Source organism: Streptomyces sp. NPDC058877 (assembly GCF_042742855.1).
Classification (GTDB): Bacteria; Actinomycetota; Actinomycetes; order Streptomycetales; family Streptomycetaceae; genus Streptomyces.
The window spans coordinates 14721-29357 of record NZ_JBHYMF010000014.1 but is presented as its reverse complement, the minus strand read 5'-3'; the positions used below and the strand labels follow the sequence as shown (position 1 = coordinate 29357).

Annotated in this window: 12 protein-coding genes and 3 tRNA genes; 10 read left to right on the top strand and 5 right to left on the bottom strand. The window is 71.1% G+C overall.

All coding sequences use genetic code 11. From position 1 onward, the window contains the following. Window positions 1–195 precede the first annotated feature (195 nt). The 3 genes from ACFW2Y_RS05610 (at window position 196) to ACFW2Y_RS05600 (ending at window position 4867) form a co-directional block, all read left to right on the top strand. Window positions 196–2172 carry a hypothetical protein gene (locus ACFW2Y_RS05610; RefSeq protein WP_384873970.1) on the top strand — a complete coding sequence of 659 codons (1977 nt, stop codon included), beginning with the start codon at window positions 196–198 and terminating at the stop codon, window positions 2170–2172. Between the two features lie 174 nt (window positions 2173–2346). Continuing rightward, window positions 2347–3807, top strand: coding sequence for a N,N-dimethylformamidase beta subunit family domain-containing protein (locus ACFW2Y_RS05605; protein WP_384873967.1), 1461 nt, complete (start codon window positions 2347–2349; stop codon window positions 3805–3807). A gap of 148 nt (window positions 3808–3955) precedes the next feature. Next, the gene (locus ACFW2Y_RS05600; RefSeq protein ID WP_384873964.1) at window positions 3956–4867 is read left to right on the top strand and encodes a phosphoribosylaminoimidazolesuccinocarboxamide synthase; all 912 of its coding nucleotides are present in this window, start codon (window positions 3956–3958) and stop codon (window positions 4865–4867) included. Window positions 4868–4914: 47 nt separating this feature from the next. Here ACFW2Y_RS05600 and ACFW2Y_RS05595 read toward each other — a convergent pair. The 4 genes from ACFW2Y_RS05595 to ACFW2Y_RS05580 form a co-directional block, all read right to left on the bottom strand. After that, window positions 4915–4990, bottom strand: a tRNA-Gly gene (locus ACFW2Y_RS05595). Between the two features lie 151 nt (window positions 4991–5141). Continuing rightward, window positions 5142–5217 (bottom strand) — tRNA-Gly (locus ACFW2Y_RS05590). Between the two features lie 84 nt (window positions 5218–5301). Next, window positions 5302–5373: transfer RNA gene (locus tag ACFW2Y_RS05585), tRNA-Gly, on the bottom strand. Between the two features lie 239 nt (window positions 5374–5612). Then, window positions 5613–5954 carry an Lsr2 family protein gene (locus ACFW2Y_RS05580; protein ID WP_384873962.1) on the bottom strand — a complete coding sequence of 114 codons (342 nt, stop codon included), beginning with the start codon at window positions 5952–5954 and terminating at the stop codon, window positions 5613–5615. Window positions 5955–6314: 360 nt separating this feature from the next. On the opposite strand from ACFW2Y_RS05580, the gene purS reads away from it, so the two are divergent. The 3 genes from purS to purL are packed head-to-tail and all read left to right on the top strand — an operon-like array spanning window position 6315 to window position 9516. Then, window positions 6315–6590, top strand: a complete 276-nt coding sequence (gene purS, locus ACFW2Y_RS05575; RefSeq protein WP_078489458.1) for a phosphoribosylformylglycinamidine synthase subunit PurS — start codon at window positions 6315–6317, stop codon at window positions 6588–6590. Next, complete coding sequence (gene purQ, locus ACFW2Y_RS05570; protein WP_360797885.1) at window positions 6587–7267, top strand: phosphoribosylformylglycinamidine synthase subunit PurQ; 681 nt, start codon at window positions 6587–6589, stop codon at window positions 7265–7267. The genes purS and purQ overlap by 4 nt, the downstream gene beginning before the upstream one ends. After that, on the top strand, window positions 7267–9516 hold the full coding sequence (gene purL / locus ACFW2Y_RS05565; RefSeq protein WP_384873958.1) for a phosphoribosylformylglycinamidine synthase subunit PurL: 2250 nt from the start codon (window positions 7267–7269) through the stop codon (window positions 9514–9516). Before purQ ends, purL begins: the two co-directional genes overlap by 1 nt. Before the next feature lie 71 nt (window positions 9517–9587). On the opposite strand, the gene ACFW2Y_RS05560 is transcribed toward purL, so the two are convergent. Continuing rightward, window positions 9588–9992 carry a nuclear transport factor 2 family protein gene (locus ACFW2Y_RS05560; RefSeq protein ID WP_384873956.1) on the bottom strand — a complete coding sequence of 135 codons (405 nt, stop codon included), beginning with the start codon at window positions 9990–9992 and terminating at the stop codon, window positions 9588–9590. Window positions 9993–10058: 66 nt separating this feature from the next. On the opposite strand from ACFW2Y_RS05560, the gene ACFW2Y_RS05555 reads away from it, so the two are divergent. The 4 genes from ACFW2Y_RS05555 (at window position 10059) to purM (ending at window position 14582) form a co-directional block, all read left to right on the top strand. Continuing rightward, window positions 10059–10847, top strand: a complete 789-nt coding sequence (locus ACFW2Y_RS05555; RefSeq protein ID WP_384873954.1) for a sterol carrier family protein — start codon at window positions 10059–10061, stop codon at window positions 10845–10847. Between the two features lie 63 nt (window positions 10848–10910). Continuing rightward, window positions 10911–11729: an META domain-containing protein gene (locus tag ACFW2Y_RS05550; protein ID WP_384873950.1), complete on the top strand. Its 819-nt coding sequence runs from the start codon at window positions 10911–10913 to the stop codon at window positions 11727–11729. 216 nt (window positions 11730–11945) lie between these two features. Further along, entirely contained in the window at window positions 11946–13472 is a 1527-nt protein-coding gene (gene purF / locus ACFW2Y_RS05545) for an amidophosphoribosyltransferase (protein WP_384873948.1), read from the top strand. A 42-nt stretch (window positions 13473–13514) separates the two neighbouring features. After that, window positions 13515–14582: a phosphoribosylformylglycinamidine cyclo-ligase gene (gene purM / locus ACFW2Y_RS05540; protein WP_384873945.1), complete on the top strand. Its 1068-nt coding sequence runs from the start codon at window positions 13515–13517 to the stop codon at window positions 14580–14582. The last annotated feature ends 55 nt before the right edge of the window (window positions 14583–14637 follow it).

Genomic DNA, 14637 nt, shown 5'->3' with positions numbered 1-14637 from the left:
CATCACCTTTACCCAAAGCCATTCCATCGAGTGACGGCCCCGCCATACGGATGACGCCTGCCACGGCCCCAACTAGGGTGCGGCGCAGGTGTTCCGGCACTTGGCCCACCGACATTGCGATGTCGGTGTCGGGTGCCACAGTGGGGGAGTGAGCAACACCGCCACAGGCAGTCCCGTCGAGGGCAGAAGGGGGTGATGAACGGCGTGTCCGGTACCGGTTCCGTTGTCGGCGAGGAGTGGGGTGCGCGCGCCGCGCACTCCCGGGCCCTCGCCGTCCTCCGCGTCCGCGGCAGGGCGTTGGGCCTCGCGGTGCTCCCCGCCGCGGTGGCGGTCGTCCTGTACGCGGGCGGTGCCACCGGCCACTTCACCGGTGCGGCGTGGGACGCGGCCCGCTGGGTGGTGACGGTCCTCGCCGTGCTGGTCCTGTTGGCGGCCGCTGCCGTCGGCCTGGTCGTCGCCAGGGCCCGTCCTGCCGTCACCCCGACGGTGGACCTCGCCGAGACCGCCGCCCCCGATCTGTACCGGATGGTCCGGGACCTGGCCGACCGGCTCGGGGTTCCGGCGCCCGTGGGGGTAGCCCTCACCCCGGACTGCGACAGCTGGCTGGAGGACCGCAGCCATCGGGCCCACCGCCGCCACCACCGGGCTTCCGGCGGCGACGGCGCTCCGGTCCTGGTCATAGGCTCGCCGTTCCTGTGGTGGATGCGCGTCGGCGAGCTGCGGGCCGTTCTCGCCCCGGTCGTCGCGGGCACCGGACCGGCCGCCCAGCCCGACATAGCCGCCGCCCGCCGCTTCATCCGGGGTCTGGACGCCGCCGTGGCAGTGCCCCGGACGCCCGGCCTCGATCCCTTCCGCAGGGCCGGTGCCCGGGCCGTCGGGCAGGTCGCCCGCGTCCTGCTGAGTGCCTGCCGCGTGCACGCCGCCGAGATGGAGCGGGGAGTGGCCGCCGCGGGCTCGGAGCGTGCCCAGGCCGTGGACTACGGCGTGCGGATCGTCGCCCAGGAGCAGGTCGGCCTGGCGTACGCCGGCTGGGACCGCTTGTTGACCAGGGTCGCCCTGCCCGCCTGGAGGATGGGGCGCTGGCCCGCCAAGCTCGATGCCGGCGTGGTTTCCGCCCTGACCGAACTGTCCCGTCGCGACCGGCTCGCGGAAGGCTTCTCCTCCCGTTTGGGCGAGCGTCCGGCCTGCGACCTGCTGGAGGAGCCAGGCGTCGTCGACGAGGCGACCTCGCTGCTCGCCGCCCGCCTCTTCCACGGCGGTCCGGCCGAGCCCGGCCCAGACTGGTCGCCCGTGGAGTGGAGCCAGTACCCGGAAGAGGTCGTCGACCGGAAGTGGCGCACCGACGCGGCCCGTCTGCACCGGGTCCTGGACCGCCTCGGCGTGTCCGAAGCCGAGGGCGCCCCGGCCTCCGACGCCGGTGGACCGACCCTCACCCGGGTGATGGCCCATCTGGCGCTGCCACCGGTCGGGGCGGCATCCGCACCTGCTGGTGGGACCGACCGGGCGGCCCGCTTCGAAGGCGTTCCGGCGGCTGACTTCGAAGGCGTTCCCGAGGCCGACCCGGAGATCGCTCCTGAGGTCGACCCGGGAGACGGCCAGGGGGACGACCGGGGTGTCGATCATGCGGTCGACCCGGAGTACGGCGAGGAGCCGGTCAATCCGGCGGCCGAGGCGCTGGCCGGGGCGCTCAGTGCGCACCTCGCGCGGGAGGAGGCGGCGCGGGAGGCCCGGGTGGCCGCCGCGCCCGTCGAGGCCGCCCGCACCTCCGAGGGGGCCGGTCGGCCCGCCGGTGCCGACCTCGGCCGCGACGACCGGCCCGCCGACGCCCATCGGACGGCGGACGGCGGTCGGTCCGCCGGCAGCACCCCTCCTCCGGCCGTCAGCGGTCCCGACGGGCCCCTGCCGCTGTTCCCGCTCCAGCCGCCCCGCAGCGGCCGTGACCTGCTCGCCGACCACGTCACCGCCATGGTCTGCTGCGCGGCCGTGGACACCGCCGAGGCCGCCCCCGGTCTCGACTGGCTCGACGGGCCGGCGCTGCTCGTCGGTGGCGAGCGGGTGGCGGACCTTGGGCCCCGTGTCCTCGCGCTCGTCGAGGACGGCGACCCCGAGCCCTTGAAGCTGTGGCTCGCCCGCACCGGGGTCCGCCCGGAGAAGCCCGTGCGCCTGGTCTGAGCGCCCACGCCTCCGACGGTTCCGGTCGGAAGCTTTGACTTCCACTCTCGTCAATTCACGACGAAGGGTGACGGAGTGCGTGCGTAATGTGATGTGCTGGAGACCGCGACTGACAGAAGAACGAACCACACGAACTGACCGGCCGACCGGGGGCAGTCGAAGGAGGGGCGAACGATGGGGGCGGAGCAGATCAGGCGATGGGAGTCGGGTGCGCTCGCGCACGCCGTCTCCGATCCCTTCGGCCAGGGGCCGCTGCCCTGGCTGCGCGGTTCGGAGAACTACTTCGACGACACCGGCCAGATGGTCCCGTGGTACGCGGACGAGGTCCTGGCCCGGGGCGGTAGCGGAGGCCCGCGCACGGCCGACGACGTCCGGCGGCAGATCAAGGGCTTCGCCTCCGGTGGTGCCGTGGCGCCCGGCGAGTCGATCGACTTCCACGTCACCGTGGACCCGCCGCAGCAGTTCTCGGTCGACGTCTATCGGATCGGGCACTACGGCGGCGACGGTGCCGCGAAGATCACCACGAGCCCCCGTCTCTCGGGCATCGTCCAGCCGGCGCCGCTCACCGCCGACCGCACGGTCTCCTGCCACCACTGGTGGCAGTCCTGGCGGCTCCAGGTCCCCACGTACTGGTCGATCGGTGCGTACGTCGCCGTCCTGACCACTGCCGACGGGTACCGCTCGCACATCCCCTTCACGGTCCGCGACGGTCACCCGGCCGATCTGCTGCTCGTCCTCCCGGACGTCACCTGGCAGGCGTACAACCTCTACCCGGAGGACGGGCACACCGGTGCCAGCCTCTACCACGCCTGGGACGAGGAGGGCCGCCTGCTCGGCGAGGAGGAGGCGGCCGTCACCGTGTCCTTCGACCGCCCGTACGCGGGTGCGGGGCTGCCCCTGCACGTCGGGCACGCCTATGACTTCATCCGCTGGGCCGAGCGCTACGGCTACGACCTGGCCTACGCGGAGACCCGGGACCTGCACGCGGGCCGGGTCGATCCGAGCCGCTACCGGGGGCTGGTCTTCCCGGGCCACGACGAGTACTGGTCGGTGCCGATGCGCCGCACCGTCGAACTCGCCCGTGACCAGGGCACCTCGCTCGTCTTCCTCTCCGCGAACACCATGTACTGGCAGGTGGAGCTCGGTCCCTCGCCGTCGGGGGCCCCGGACCGCCTCCTCACCTGCCGCAAGCGGCGCGGCCCCGGTCGTGCCGCGCTGTGGCGCGAGGTCGACCGCCCCGAGCAGCAGCTCCTCGGCATCCAGTACGCGGGCCGGGTTCCCGAACCGCACCCGCTGGTCGTGCGGAACGCCGAGCACTGGCTCTGGGACGCCACCGGAGCGGGCGACGGCGACGAGCTCCCGGGGATGGTCGCGGGCGAGGCCGACCGCTACTTCCCGCGCACCGCGCTGCCGGAGCACCAGGGCCGCATCCTGCTGGCGCACTCGCCCTACCGGGACGGCGAGGGGGCGCTCCGCCACCAGGAGACCTCGCTGTACCGGGCCCCGTCGGGGGCGTGGGTCTTCGCGTCCGGCACCTTCGCGTGGTCACCGGCCCTCGACCGGCCGGGGCACGTCGACGCCCGGGTCCAGCGCGCCACCGCGAACCTCCTCGACCGGATCTGCAAGAGGGACTGAGCACAGGAGGGGCGAGGGAGACGGGCGGGGCGAGCGGGGGCCCGGCGGCGCGGAGGTTGAGCGTGGAGTCACAGGGCCCAGGGCTCGGATCCGCTGCCCGGTGAGGGAGAATCGGACCCGCTCCTGGATCAACCTACGCGGAGGAACCGTGTCCGGATTCGTAGAAAAGCCCGAGCCCGTCCAGGTCCCGGGCCTGACCCATCTCCACACGGGCAAGGTGCGCGACCTGTACCAGAACGAGGCGGGCGACCTCGTGATGGTGGCGAGCGACCGCATGTCCGCGTACGACTGGGTGCTGCCCACCGAGATCCCCGACAAGGGCCGGGTCCTCACCCGACTCTCCCTGTGGTGGTTCGACCTGCTCGCCGACCTGGTCCCCAACCACGTCCTGTCCACCGAGCTCCCGGCCGGCGCCCCCGCCGACTGGGAGGGCCGCACCCTGATCTGCACCTCGCTGAACATGGTCCCGGTCGAGTGCGTGGCCCGCGGTTACCTCACCGGTTCCGGACTGGTGGAGTACGAGGAGTCCCGCACGGTCTGCGGTCTCGCCCTGCCCGAGGGCCTGACCGACGGTTCGGAGCTGCCGGCCCCGATCTTCACCCCGGCCACCAAGGCCGCCGTCGGCGACCACGACGAGAACGTGTCGTACGAGGAGGTGGCCCGCCAGGTCGGCGCCGAGACGGCCGCGCTGCTGCGTCAGACGACCCTCGCCGTCTACGGCCGGGCCCGGGACGTCGCGCGCGAGCGCGGGATCATCCTGGCCGACACCAAGTTCGAGTTCGGTTTCCAGAACACCCCCGAGGGCGACCGCCTGGTCCTGGCCGATGAGGTCCTCACCCCGGACTCCTCCCGCTTCTGGCCGGCCGACCAGTGGCAGCCGGGCCGCGCCCAGTCCTCCTACGACAAGCAGTTCGTGCGCGACTGGCTGACCTCGCCGGCCTCCGGCTGGGACCGCAAGAGCGAGCAGCCGCCGCCGGCGCTTCCGCAGGAGGTCGTGGAGGCGACCCGCGCCAAGTACATCGAGGCGTACGAGCTGCTCACCGGCAGCGCCTGGAGCTAGCCCCGAACGAGAAGGCCCCCGGTCGATTCGACCGGGGGCCTTCTGTATGGAGCGGACGACGAGATTCGAACTCGCGACCCTCACCTTGGCAAGGTGATGCTCTACCAACTGAGCCACGTCCGCATGCGCCGTAGCGCGCTGCTAACTATACCCAAGGTTTTGGGCGCGGATGACACGCCGCCCGAGGAACCCTCCGCGGACCCCGGGGCGGGAACCGGAGTCGGGAAGGGGGAACGACGAAGGCCCCGGTTCCTGAGAACCGGGGCCTTCTGTGTGGAGCGGACGACGAGATTCGAACTCGCGACCCTCACCTTGGCAAGGTGATGCTCTACCAACTGAGCCACGTCCGCATTGCTCCCGACCGGCTTTCACCGGGCGGTGCGAGCACCACTGTACCTGATCCACCGGAGTGGTTGGTAACCGCGATGCTGCAGAGCGGGTGACAGGAATTGCACACTGCGCCTTCCCCCTGGAAGGGGGCTGTTCTGCTACTGAACTACACCCGCACGCTGCTTGGGTTGGGGCCTTTCGGCCTTGCCCCTCGGCGTGCTCCAGACTCTAGCGGATCATCGGGGGTGCAATGCAAATCGGCTCCGACCCGAGGTCCGACGAGGTGGTCGGGGTGGTGACCGGCGGGGAGTCGGGGCGGGGGTGCGGGCGGGGTCCGGGCCCGCGCGCACCGGCCGGCCCGGCTCCGCTCCCGGCTCCTGCCCCGGTCCGCCTCCGGGCGTCTCCCGGGCGGCGGTCAGCTCGCCGCGCGGAAGGCCTCGTAGACCCGCTTCGGGATCCGGCCGCGGGCCGGCACGTCCATCTTGTTGGACTGGGCCCAGGCGCGGACCGCTGCCGGGTCGGGCGCCAGGGCGGTGTGCGTGTACGTCGCCGCCGCGGGACGCCGGCCGGCCGTCGCCCGGGCCGGGATCTTGCGCCCGGCGGCGAGGTAGGGCGCGAGGGCCTTGCGGAGTTTCTTTGCATTGGCAGCATTCAGGTCGATCTCGTACATCTTCCCGTCGAGGCCGAACGCGACCGTTTCAGCAGCTTCTCCGCCCTCGATGTCATCGGAGAGAGTGACTACTACACGCTGAGCCACGGATATCGGTCCTTTCCTGCGGCCGTGCGGCCGGGAGGGCGCTTGTGGCGCCCCTGACGTGCGACGATGCCGAGCTTGTCGTCATGTCGCGACAATACTGCTTTCTTCTGGATTCCTTTCTACAGTGAGGGGCGTCGCATTGTGAAGCCCTGCCAATTATTTCAGCGTGTCCCGGTGCATTGCGGTCCGCAATATTTCACTCGAATTTTCCACCGGATCATGCGGTGCGGGTGAGGGGTGGTGTTCCGCGTGAAGCGGGCCGCCCGAACCGGGCTTTTGTAGGATCCTTCAGATCTCTACTCGCGTAGAATTTGGAGGCAGGTACGCTGAGGGAACCGCCCACGCAACACACCACCGGGAGTGCCAGTGGCACGCGTCGTAGTCGACGTCATGCTCAAGCCGGAGATCCTCGACCCTCAGGGGCAGGCGGTGCAGCGTGCACTGCCCCGCCTGGGATTCGCCGGAATCGCCGACGTCCGTCAGGGGAAGCGCTTCGAGCTGGAGGTGGAGGGACCGGTCGATGACGCCGCCCTCGCCCGCATCCATGAGATGGCCGAAACCTTCCTCGCCAACACCGTGATCGAGGACTTCACCGTGAAGGTGGAGTCCACGGAGACCGCCGGGGCCTCGTCGTGACCGCACGCATCGGCGTCGTCACGTTCCCCGGAACGCTCGACGACCAGGACGCGCTGCGCGCCGCCCGCCTCGCGGGCGCCGAGCCCGTCTCGCTCTGGCACCGGGACAAGGACCTCAAGCAGGTCGACGCCGTGGTCCTGGCCGGCGGCTTCTCCTACGGCGACTACCTGCGGGCCGGAGCCATCTCCCGCTTCTCGCCGGTGATGGAGACGATCATCGAGCAGGCGAAGGCGGGCATGCCCGTCCTCGGTATCTGCAACGGCTTCCAGATCCTCACCGAGGCCCATCTGCTGCCGGGCGCGATGCTGCGCAACAACCACCTGCACTTCATCTGCCGCGACCAGAAGCTGCGGGTGGAGAACGCGGAGACCGCCTGGACCTCGGACTACGTCCAGGGCCAGGAGATCGAGGTCCCGCTCAAGAACATGGACGGCCGGTACGTCGCCGACGAGCGCACGCTCGACGAGCTGGAGGCCGAGGGGCGGGTCGCCTTCCGCTACCTGGACGTGAACCCCAACGGCTCGCTGCGCGACATCGCGGGCATCACCAACGCCGCGGGCAACGTGGTCGGCCTCATGCCGCACCCGGAGCACGCCGTCGAGCCGCTGATCGGCACCGGCAAGACGGACGGCCTCGGTTTCTTCACCTCGATCCTCAAGAAGCTGGTCAACGCCTGATGAGCCTCGACACCGTCAAGCACGCGAGCGAGACGCCGGACAGCGAGCAGCCCTGGAAGGAGCTCGGCCTCAAGGAGGACGAGTACGCGCGCATCCGCGAGATCCTCGGCCGCCGTCCCACCGGCGCCGAGCTCGCCATGTACTCCGTCATGTGGTCGGAGCACTGCTCGTACAAGAGCAGCAAGGTCCACCTGAAGCAGTTCGGCGAGAAGACCCCCGAGAACGACGCCATGCTCGTCGGCATCGGAGAGAACGCGGGCGTCGTCGACGTCGGCCAGGGGTACGCGGTCACCTTCAAGGTCGAGTCGCACAACCACCCCTCGTACATCGAGCCCTACCAGGGCGCGGCCACCGGCGTGGGCGGCATCGTCCGCGACATCCTCGCCATGGGCGCCCGCCCGGTCGCGGTCGTCGACCCGCTGCGCTTCGGCGCGGCCGACCACCCCGACACCAAGCGCGTGCTGCCCGGTGTCGTCGCCGGCATCGGTGGCTACGGCAACTGCCTGGGCCTGCCGAACATCGGCGGCGAGGTCGTCTTCGACTCCTGCTACCAGGGCAACCCGCTGGTCAACGCCGGCTGCATCGGCGTCATGAAGCACGAGGACATCCACCTCGCCAAGGCCTCCGGCCCCGGCAACAAGGTCATCCTCTACGGCGCCCGCACGGGCGGCGACGGCATCGGCGGCGTCTCGGTCCTCGCGTCCGAGACCTTCGACGACACCAAGCCGACCAAGCGTCCCGCCGTCCAGGTCGGCGACCCCTTCCAGGAGAAGCTCCTCATCGAGTGCACCCTGGAGATCTTCCGGGAGAAGCTGGTCGCGGGCATCCAGGACCTCGGCGGTGCCGGTCTCTCCTGCGCCACCTCCGAGCTGGCCTCGGCCGGTTCCGGCGGCATGCGGGTCGAGCTCGACACCGTTCCGCTGCGCGACGCGACGCTCTCGCCCGAGGAGATCCTCATGAGCGAGTCGCAGGAGCGCATGTGCGCGATCGTCGAGCCGCAGCACGTCGACCGCTTCATGGAGATCTGCGAGAAGTGGGACGTCACCGCCACCGTCATCGGTGAGGTCACGGACGGCGACCACCTGGAGATCTTCTGGCACGGCGAGCTCATCGTGGACGTGCCCCCGGGCACGGTCGCGCACGAGGGCCCGACCTACCACCGGCCGTACGCGCGCCCGGAGTGGCAGGACGCCCTCCAGGCCGACGACGCGGGCAAGCTGCCCCGCCCGCAGAACGGCGCCGAGCTGAAGGACCAGGTCCTCAAGCTCGTCTCCTCCCCGAACCAGGCCTCCAAGTCCTGGATCACGGACCAGTACGACCGGTTCGTGCAGGGCAACACCGTCCTGGCACAGCCCGAGGACGCGGGCATGGTCCGGATCGACGAGGAGTCGAACCTGGGCGTGGCCATGGCGACCGACGGCAACGGCCGGTACGCCAAGCTCGACCCGTACACCGGTGCGCAGCTCGCGCTGGCGGAGGCGTACCGCAACGTCGCCGCCTCCGGCGCCAAGCCGCTGGCCATCTCGGACTGCCTGAACTTCGGTTCGCCCGAGGACCCGGCCGTGATGTGGCAGTTCGCCGAGGCCACCCGCGGTCTCGCGGACGGCTGCCTGGCGCTGGGCACCCCGGTCACCGGCGGCAACGTCTCGCTCTACAACCAGACCGGTGACGTGGCCATCCACCCGACGCCCGTCGTGGCCGTCCTCGGTGTGATCGACGACGTCAACCGCCGCACCCCGATCGCCTTCGCGGAAGAGGGCCAGCTCCTCTACCTGCTGGGTGACACCAAGCAGGAGTTCGGCGGTTCGGCCTGGTCCGAGGTGGTCCACCAGCACCTCGGCGGCATGCCGCCGGCCGTGGACCTCGACCGGGAGAAGCTGCTCGGCGAGATCCTGATCTCGGCCTCCCGCGACGGCATGATCGACGCGGCGCACGACCTGTCCGACGGCGGTCTGGTGCAGGCGGTCGTCGAGTCCTGCCTGCGCGGCGGGAACGGCGCGCGCCTGGTCGTTCCGGAGGGCCTGGACGCCTTCACCTTCCTCTTCAGCGAGTCGGCCGGCCGCGCGGTCGTGGCCGTCCCGCGCAGCGAGGAGCTCCGCTTCACCGACATGTGCGGTGCACGGGGCCTGCCGGCGACCCGGATCGGTGTCGTCGACGGTGACGCGGTGGACGTGCAGGGCGAGTTCGCGCTCTCCCTCGCCGAGCTGCGCGAGGCGCACGAGGCGACGATCCCGGGCCTGCTGGCCTGATCGTCCGTACGCAGACGGTGTGAGCCCCCGCCCCGGGACGGGGGCGGGGGCTCACACCATGCGGTCGTCGTTCAGTCGTCCTGGGAGAAGAAGGCGTCCAGGACGTCGATGTCCTCGGCGCACTCGTCGATGTCGGAGATCTTTCCGCCGATGATCGTGAAGAAGAGCGCGCCCCTCATCTCGATCCCGCGGTCGCCGTGTTCGCCGAACAGGGTGTGGCTCGAGACGGCATGGCCCCGGCCGTCGACGTACACGCCCTTGAGGTCGACGCGCAGGGTGCCGTTCGTGTACTCGGCCAGGTCCCGGTACAGGCCGAGGACGTTGTCCCGGCCCTTGAAGTGCCCGCCGAACCGGGTGCTGCCGGGGGCGTGGTGGGTGCAGTCGCTGGTCATGAGGGCGCCCAGCGCCTCCATGTCACCCTTGCTGAACGCTTCGTAGCCCCGGCGCACCAGGGCGGCATCGGGGTGCTGGCTCATGGTTCTGTCACAGCCTCTCGCGAAGGGGTTCCCCCCTCCTCCCAGTCTCGGGGCTACCCTCTGGCCATGCCACCCGCCAAGAAGCGCCCCCGCCGTTATGACCCCGCCAGGACCCGGGCCGCCGTGCTGGCGCAGTTCCGGAACGTGCGGGAGGCGGTGGCCGCGCTGACGCCCGAACAGCTCGACGGGCCGACCCGCTTGGGGGAGTGGACGGTGCGTGACCTGGTGGCGCACCTCGCGCTGATGGTCGACTCGGTTCCCCGGCTGCTCGCCGAGCCCGCGCCGGCCGTACGGGAGGTGGACCTGCTCGACTGGGCGTCGAGGACGGCGACGGCCGCCGGGCGGATCGACGAGCAGGCCCGCGGGGTCGACGCCGTGGACCCGGTCGGGCTGTGTGCACGGGTGGCGGAGGAGTACGAGCGGGCGCTGGTCGGGGCGGCGGACGAGCGGCTCCTGCCGCTGGGGATCGGGGCCATGGCCCTCGGGGACTTCCTCGTCACCCGCACCGTCGAACTGGTCGTCCACACCGACGACCTCAACGCGGCGACCGGCGCGGACGTCCCGTACGACCGGCAGGCCCTCGCCGCGTGCACCCGGCTCCTCGCCGACACGCTCGCGGCGCGGGCACCGGGCGGTGCGGTCGAGGTGCGGATCCCGCCCCATGCGGTGGTGCAGTGCGTGGAGGGTCCCCGGCACACCCGTGGCACCCCGCCCAACGTGGTGGAGACGGACCCGCTGACCTGGATCAGGCTCGCGACCGGTCGTGCGGAGTGGGCGACGGAGCGGGACGGGGCCCGGGTCAGCGCGAGCGGCGAGCGGGCGGACCTGGCGGACCTGCTGCCCCTGATGGGCTGATTCCCGGGGGCGGACGGTGCGGGGCCGGGGGAACCGGATCGTGCGGGCGGCCGTCCCACTGCCATGCCGAAGCCACGTGCACGCGCCGTCCTGCTCCCGCTCCTCCTCTTGCTCTCCGCCTGCGGTACGGAGGGGGGTGCGGGTTCTGCCGGTGGGGACCTCGCCTCCCCGGACCTGCCGGTCGTCGGCACGCACTGGACGGTCGACGCCGTCACGGTCGACGGCCGCAGATCGGTCGCGCCCGCCGGCGCCCGCATCGACGTCGAGGAAGGGCGGGTCCGGGGGAACAGCGGCTGCAACGCCTTCGGGGGGTCCGTCGCGGTGCGGGGCGACGTGCTCACCGTTTCCTCGGTCGAAGCCACCGAGATCGGTTGTTCCGCCGAGCGGCAGCGCTTCGAGGCGGAGCTGCTCAAGGCGTTCTCCGGTCCGCTGAAGGGCTCGCTGAAGGGCGGTGCGCTGCGCCTCGCCTCGCCCGACGGGCGGAACGAGCTGGAGCTGACCGCCGAGCCGGCGGCTCCGCTGACCGGCACCACCTGGAAGATCGACGGGCTGCTGTCCGGAGACGGGGAGACCGTGTCGTCCCTGCCCGCCGACAGCGGTGCGAAAGCGAAGCTGGTGGTCGGTGCCGACGGTCGGGTCACCGGCAATCTGGGCTGCAACGACTTCTCCGCGTCCGTCCGGATCGACGGGGCGGCCCGGACGCTCACCGTCGAGGGTCCTGCGGCCACCACCCGCATGATCTGCACGGGCCCGCAGATGGAACTGGAGACGAAGCTCTACGAGCTGCTCGACGGTCCGCTCGACTATCGGTTGAACCACCGAACCCTGACACTCACCGACGGCTCGGGCCGGGGCCTCACGGCGACGGCGACCGCCCGCTGAGCGGACGGAGACTGCGGCGTCCGTCACATCGCGGGACCGCTCCGGGTCCGGTACGAGCGTCCGCTCGCCCGGGCCCGGGGGCCGGAAACCCTTATCCCGCCTGCTTCGTAGCCCCCTCCAAGCCAGAAACGATCTTTTGGTGCGATCGCACGACTGGGGCTGCCCTCGCATTTCCTCAATTCGGACCAGTGGTCGACCCCGTCTACACTCGGGAACGTGCCACGTGGTGACGGTCGACTCAATCACGACCTGCTCCCCGGCGAGAAAGGCCCCCAGGACGCGTGTGGCGTCTTCGGTGTCTGGGCTCCGGGTGAAGAGGTCGCAAAGCTCACGTACTTCGGGCTCTACGCCCTCCAGCATCGGGGTCAGGAATCCGCGGGAATCGCGGTCAGCAATGGCTCCCAGATCCTCGTCTTCAAGGACATGGGACTCGTGTCCCAGGTCTTCGACGAGACCTCTCTCGGTTCCCTCCAAGGTCATATCGCGGTCGGTCACGCCCGCTACTCGACCACCGGGGCCTCCGTGTGGGAGAACGCGCAGCCGACGTTCCGGGCGACCGCCCACGGCTCGATCGCGCTCGGCCACAACGGAAACCTGGTGAACACGGCGCGGCTCGCCGAGCTGGTCGCCGACCTGCCCAAGCGCGAAGGGCGCGCGACCCAGGTCGCCGCCACCAATGACACCGACCTGGTCACCGCGCTCCTCGCGGGCCAGGTGGACGAGGACGGCACGCCGCTCACCATCGAGCAGGCTGCCGCGAAGGTCCTCCCCGAGGTCCGGGGCGCCTTCTCCCTCGTCTTCATGGATGAGCACACGCTCTACGCGGCCCGCGACCCGCAGGGCATCCGCCCGCTGGTCCTCGGCCGTCTGGAGCGCGGCTGGGTGGTCGCCTCCGAGTCGGCCGCCCTCGACATCTGCGGTGCCAGCTTCGTCCGCGAGGTCGAGCCGGGCGAGATGATCGCGATCGACGAGAACGGCATTCGGACTTCTCGATTCGCGGAAGCGAAGCCCAAGGGCTGCGTCTTCGAGTACGTCTACCTGGCCCGCCCCGACACCGACATCGCCGGCCGGAACGTCTACCTCTCCCGCGTGGAGATGGGGCGCCGCCTCGCCAAGGAGGCGCCGGTCGAGGCCGACCTGGTGATAGCGACGCCGGAGTCGGGCACCCCGGCCGCCATCGGCTACGCAGAGGCCTCGGGCATCCCCTTCGGTGCCGGCCTGGTGAAGAACGCCTACGTCGGGCGCACCTTCATCCAGCCGTCCCAGACCATCCGCCAGCTCGGCATCCGACTGAAGCTGAACCCCCTGAAGGAAGTCATCAAGGGGAAACGGCTGGTGGTCGTGGACGACTCGATCGTCCGCGGCAACACCCAGCGCGCCCTGGTCCGGATGCTCCGCGAAGCGGGGGCGGCCGAGGTCCACATCCGGATCTCCTCGCCGCCGGTGAAGTGGCCCTGCTTCTTCGGCATCGACTTCGCCACCCGCGCGGAGCTGATCGCCAACGGCATGTCCGTCGAGGAGATCGGCAAGTCGCTGGGCGCGGACTCGCTCTCGTACATCTCCCTGGAGGGGATGATCGAGGCGACCACGATCCAGAAGCCCAACCTCTGCCGCGCCTGCTTCGACGGCGAGTACCCGATGGAGCTTCCGGACCCCGAGCTGCTGGGCAAGCAGCTCCTGGAGACCGAGCTGGCGGCCGGTCCGGCGGCCACCGCGGCCTCCGACGCCCTGCGTCGCCCGTAAGACCCCGCTGCAACCGCAGTACGACACGAAAGTTCTCACACCATGTCTGAGACCACCGGTGCCAGCTACGCGTCCGCGGGCGTCGACATCGAAGCGGGTGACCGCGCCGTCGAGCTGATGAAGGAGTGGGTGAAGAAGACGCAGCGCCCCGAGGTCCTCGGTGGCCTCGGCGGTTTCGCCGGCCTCTTCGACGCCTCCGCCCTCAAGCGGTACGAGCGCCCCTTGCTCGCCTCGGCGACCGACGGCGTCGGCACGAAGGTCGACGTCGCCCGCCAGATGGGCGTGTACGACACGATCGGCCACGACCTGGTCGCGATGGTCATGGACGACATCGTCGTCTGCGGCGCCGAACCGCTCTTCATGACCGACTACATCTGTGTCGGCAAGGTCCACCCGGAGCGGGTCGCCGCCATCGTCAAGGGCATCGCCGAGGGCTGCGTCCTGGCCGGCTGCGCCCTGGTCGGCGGAGAGACGGCGGAGCACCCGGGTCTCCTCGGCCCGGACGACTTCGACGTCGCCGGCGCGGGTACGGGCGTCGTGGAGTACGACCGGCTGCTCGGCGCCGACCGCATCCGTACGGGGGACGCCGTCATCGCCATGGCGTCCTCGGGTCTTCACTCCAACGGGTACTCGCTCGTCCGGCACGTGGTCTTCGACCGCGCCGGGATGGCCCTCGACCAGCAGGTCGAGGAGCTCGGGCGGACGCTCGGCGAGGAGCTCCTGGAGCCGACGAAGATCTACTCGCTGGACTGTCTGGCGCTCACCCGGACGACGGACGTCCACGCCTTCAGCCACATCACCGGCGGTGGCCTCGCCGCCAACCTGGCCCGGGTGATCCCGGACGGTCTGCACGCCACGGTGGACCGCTCGACCTGGACCCCGGGCGCGATCTTCGACCTGGTCGGCCAGGCCGGCCGGGTGGAGCGCCTGGAGCTGGAGAAGACCCTCAACATGGGCGTCGGCATGATGGCCGTCGTGCCGGCCGAGTCCGTGGACGTGGCCCTGGCCACGCTGGCGGACCGGGGCGTCGAGTCCTGGGTCGCGGGAGAGATCACCGAGCGCGGGGACCACGGCACCGGCGCGGAGCTGGTCGGCGACTACGCGAAGTAGCAGGGCGGTACGGTCCGGCGGGGCGCTCCGGCGGGGCGCCCCGCCGCCGTTTCTC